This is a genomic window from Elstera litoralis, from assembly GCF_000963705.1.
Classification (GTDB): domain Bacteria; phylum Pseudomonadota; class Alphaproteobacteria; order Elsterales; family Elsteraceae; genus Elstera; species Elstera litoralis.
In genome coordinates, this window is record NZ_LAJY01000674.1 from 1 (window position 1) to 4,519 (window position 4,519).

Sequence of the window (4,519 nt, forward strand, 5' to 3'; positions counted from 1 at the left end):
GCGCGGCTGAAGTTTCTGAAAGGCACGCGTTCTGAAACCGACGCGATTAAGGATGTGCTGACGCGCCTGGCCCTCGCCCGTCCGGAGATCGGGTTTTTTCTTCAAGAGGGCGAACGGTCGCTGTTGAAGCTTCCCGCCGAGCCGCTGGGCGATACCGGGCGGCTCAACCGTTTGGCGGCGGTGCTGGGCCGCGATTTCGCCCCGAACGCGCTGCCGATTCTGGCGGAACGCGAGGCTTGCGCCTCACCGGCCATATCGGCCTGCCGACCTATCACCGCAGCAATTCCGCCCAGCAGTTCCTGTTCGTCAATGGCCGCCCGGTGAAGGATAAGCTGCTGACCGGCGCGGTGCGCGGGGCCTATCAGGATGTGCTCGCCCACGACCGGCACGCGGTGGTCGCGCTCTATCTCGATCTGCCGCCGACCGAGGTGGACGTGAATGTTCACCCGGCGAAAACCGAAGTGCGCTTTCGCGAATCGGGCAATGTGCGCGGGCTGATCGTCGGCGCGATTCGGCACGCGCTGGCCGCTGCGGGGCATCGGGCGTCGAGCAGCGTCACCGGGGCCGCGCTCGGGAGTTTCCAGGCGCAGCCGGTGCAAACCCATTTCACCCAATGGCGGCCCACGGGGAATTATACGGGCGGGCCGGTTCCCTCGGGATTGGCCGAAGCCGCCTATCGCTTCCAGGCCCCGCCTGCCGATTTCGCGCCCCTGCCCGGCTTTGCCCAGCCGAGCGGTTTTAACGATTTTGCGCCAGTGGCGCGAACGGAAGCCCCCTCGTCCGAGCCCAGCGACGAAGCCTTCCCCCTGGGCGCGGCGCGGGCGCAACTGCATGAAACCTATATTCTCGCCGAAACCCGCGATGGGGTGATTCTGGTCGATCAGCACGCCGCCCATGAACGCTTGGTCTATGAACGGCTAAAAGCCGCGCTCGCCGATCAAGGCATCGCCCGGCAGGCGTTGCTGATCCCCGAAGTGGTGGAGATGGAGGAAAGCGCTGCCGAGGCCCTCGTCGCCCGCGCGCCCGACTGGCAGCGCCTGGGCCTCGTGATCGAGCCGTTCGGCCCCGGCGCGGTGCTGGTGCGCGAAGCCCCCGCGCTCTTAGGCAAACTCGATCTGCCGGAGATGGTGCGCGATCTCGCCGATCAAGCGCGCGATTTGGGCGAAGGCTTTGCCCTCACCGATAAACTGCATCAGGTGGCCTCGACGATGGCCTGTCACGGCTCGGTGCGGGCCGGGCGACGGTTGTCGGTACCGGAAATGAATGCGCTGCTGCGCCAGATGGAAGTCACGCCCAACAGCGGCCAATGCAATCACGGTCGCCCGACCTATGTGCAGCTCAGCCGGGGCGATTTGGAGCGGTTGTTCGGGCGGAAATAAAGAAATCTGACCTTATCCTGACGGTTGTTAGTAAAAAAAAATAATAGAAAACCAAAAAAAGAATCGTATTCTGTATTCTCCGAACGCAAATGCAGAAAAGATTATTTTTTAGGCGTTGCGATTGAAAATTCGGCACTTTTTTTTGCGGGATTGAGCGATTATGATTCAATTGACCATGTCCAAGCGTCTGATTTTGGCGCTGACGGGGAGTGTTTTCCTCGCTGTTTTGGCAACCACGGCCAGTCATATTTTCATCAGTCAGCGGCTCATTGAAGCGTCCGCCGCGCAAGAGTTGAAGACGCTGGAGGCGTTTTTTCGGGTCTTCGGTGAAATCGGAGGCAGACCGCGCCCTGTCGCTCGCCGCGAGTCTGGGGGAGAATACCGCCGCCCGCGATGCTTTCGCCGCCCGCGACCGCGACGGGCTGCAAGCGATGCTCGGCCCGGTTTTCAAAGAATTGAAGGACCGGCACGGGGTGCGGCAGTTGCAATTTCATCTCGCCCCGGCAACCTCGTTCCTGCGTGTGCATCGCCCGGAAAAATTCGGCGATGATCTTTCCAGCTTTCGCTTCACGGTGGTGGAAGTGAACCGCACGCAAAAGCCGGTTTTCGGTATCGAAAACGGCGTTGAGGGCCTCGGCATTCGCGGCGTTGTGCCGGTGTTCAAGGATCAGAAGCCGATCGGGTCTGTGGAAATCGGCCTGTCCATCGATCAGTTCTTTTTCGACCGGCTGAAAACCGCAACGGGGGCGGATGTCGCTTTATATGTCAATTCGCCGAAGGGGCTCACCGTCCACGCGAAGACTTTCGCGAACGACCCGCCGGTTGCCCCCGAAACATTAGCGACCGCCCTGCAAGGCACCACCCAGATTGGCACCGCCGCGTAGGGGAAACGGAGTTGACCTATACGGCCCTGCCCGTCCGCGATTATCGCGGCGATATTTTCGGCGTCGCGCTTTTGTCGCTCGACCGGGCGCAGTTGCAGAGCGTGTTGCAGGAAGCCTCACGGCTGGCGCTGGCGATTGGCACCGCCGTTCTGCTGCTGGCTCTGTTGGTGGCCTGGCGCTTGAGCCGTAGTCTGTGTAAGCCGCTGGTGGCGATCACCGGGGCGATGACCGATCTGTCGCATGGGACGCTGACGGGCCAAATTCCGGGCGTCCAGCGCAAGGACGAAATCGGCGCGATGGCGGCGGCGCTCGGCGTGTTCCAGCGCTCGATGCAGGAAGCCGACGATTTGCGCCAGGAGCAGGCGGCCGCCCAAGCGCGGCACGAGGCCGACCGGCGCGCGACCCGGCTCGCCCTGGCCGAGCAGTTCGAACAGAGCGTGCAAAGCGTTGTCACGCTGGTCAGCCGCAGTTCCGCGACGCTGCAAAAACTCTCGCAGGAGATGAGCCGCGTCGTTCATCAGACGCTCGATCAGGCCCGAACCGGGGCGCGCACGGCGGAAACCACATCGCACCATATGGATTCGCTGGCCGGGGCGGGCAACGAGCTGTCGGCGTCGGTCAGCGAGATCGGCCAGCAGGTCACGCACGCCACCACGATCACCAGTCGGGCGAATACCGAAGCTTCGAGTGCGGCGGCGACGATGCAGGGGCTCGACGGCGCGGCGCAGAAGATCGGCGCGGTGGTGCAGTTGATCCAGGATATCGCCGGGCAGACCAATCTGCTGGCTTTGAACGCCACGATCGAAGCCGCCCGCGCGGGGGAAGCGGGGAAAGGGTTCGCCGTGGTTGCCGCCGAGGTGAAAGCGCTCGCCTCGCAAACCAGCCGCGCGACTGAGGAAATCTCCCAACAAATCGCTGCTATTCAGTCCGCCAGCCGGGGCGCGATGACGGCGATGACCGATATTCACCAGACCATCGGCACGATTGCCGATATTTCCGCCAATGTCGCTGCTGCCGTTGAGGAGCAAACCGCCGCGACGCGCGAGATTTCGCGCAGCGTCGACGAAGCCTCGCGCGGCACCCGCGATGCCAGCCAATCAATTGCGGACGTGAGCCAGACCATCGGCCAAGTCGGCGATCAGGCGCAAACCGTCTCGTCGGCGGCGAATGAGCTGGCGAGCCAGGCGGGGCAGCTCCAGCAGGTGATTACGCAGTTCCTGGCGCAAGTGCGCGCGGCTTAGGAGGCTGGGCAGCGCAAGGTCAGCAGGAGAACCCCGAGCCGACGAACATGCCGTCCGGTGAAAGCATAAGCTGCTGACGGGGGTGGTGCGGAAGTGAAAGCCACACCCAACAGCAGCCAATCCGGCCAGGGTCGCGCGACCTATGGCGGGGTAACTCGGAGCAATTATCCGTGGGTAAGTAGATACCGCGTTGCGATGATTCCCTTATTGATTCATTTGTATGAGAAAACATAAGGGGAGCACGCGACATGCTTGCCAGAATTTATTTCGGAATGATTTCTGGTAAGGAATTTCTTGATAATTACTTATATTTTTTATCAAAAATCAGTCATGTTCAGTTATGAAAAATCACATTGCAACATTAACCTTACAGAAGTTAAATACTTTATATTTTATCAATATGCGATGTGATACAGAGTTGGCGGTGAGCCGATTTCGGCACCTCATCGTATTCATATCATCTGAAACTATCGGAGTTTGTCATGCCGTTTCTGCGTGCTATCGCTTTAATGATCTCATTCCTAATGGTCGCGCCCTTGGCTGTGGCCCAAACGGGTGAAACCCCGCCAACCCTAGACGGGGCGAAAACCGTTAGTGCGGCAGAGGCAAAGACCCTGATTGATGCGGGGGCTCAGGTCTATGATGCGCGCCGCAAAGCCGCTTTTTCCGAAGGCCATCTGCCGAAAGCAAAATCGCTCTCCGGCTTCCAGAACGAGCAGACAAAACAATTCGATCCAGCGGTTTTCGGGGCCAATAAGCAGGCGGTCATTATCATTCACGGTCATGGGAGCGACGGTTGGTCGGCTGTTCAGGCTGTGAAGGATGCCGTAGCGGCTGGGTTTGGTAAGGTCCATTGGCTGCGGGGCGGTTTTGCTGAATGGACCGCAGCAAAATTGCCGCTTGAACAATAGATTTACCCTGCTTTAGCCCCTCCTTTTTGAGGCTCCAATGCTACGTTTGCTGATTTCTGGCCGGATTTCGCGGCTTGTTCCCATGATAATGAGCATTATCGCAC

At 60.2% G+C, this 4,519-nt stretch carries 4 protein-coding genes and 1 pseudogene; all 5 read left to right on the forward strand.

The annotated features are described in order from the left end of the window. Window positions 1–324: pseudogene (locus tag VZ95_RS29500) on the forward strand (hypothetical protein); the annotation flags it as partial. Continuing rightward, window positions 237–1,379, forward strand: coding sequence for a DNA mismatch repair MutL family protein (locus tag VZ95_RS18860; protein WP_052711947.1), 1,143 nt, complete (start codon window positions 237–239; stop codon window positions 1,377–1,379). The pseudogene VZ95_RS29500 and the gene VZ95_RS18860, both read left to right, overlap by 88 nt. Window positions 1,380–1,705: 326 nt before the next feature. After that, window positions 1,706–2,263, forward strand: a complete 558-nt coding sequence (locus VZ95_RS18870) for a cache domain-containing protein (protein ID WP_045777234.1) — start codon at window positions 1,706–1,708, stop codon at window positions 2,261–2,263. An 11-nt stretch (window positions 2,264–2,274) separates the two neighbouring features. Further along, a complete protein-coding gene (locus tag VZ95_RS18875; protein ID WP_052711948.1) occupies window positions 2,275–3,504 on the forward strand; it encodes a methyl-accepting chemotaxis protein in 1,230 nt (409 codons plus the stop codon). A gap of 482 nt (window positions 3,505–3,986) precedes the next feature. Further along, window positions 3,987–4,415 (forward strand): rhodanese-like domain-containing protein, encoded by a 429-nt coding sequence (locus tag VZ95_RS18880; protein WP_045777534.1) that lies wholly within the window; start codon window positions 3,987–3,989, stop codon window positions 4,413–4,415. Window positions 4,416–4,519 lie beyond the last annotated feature (104 nt).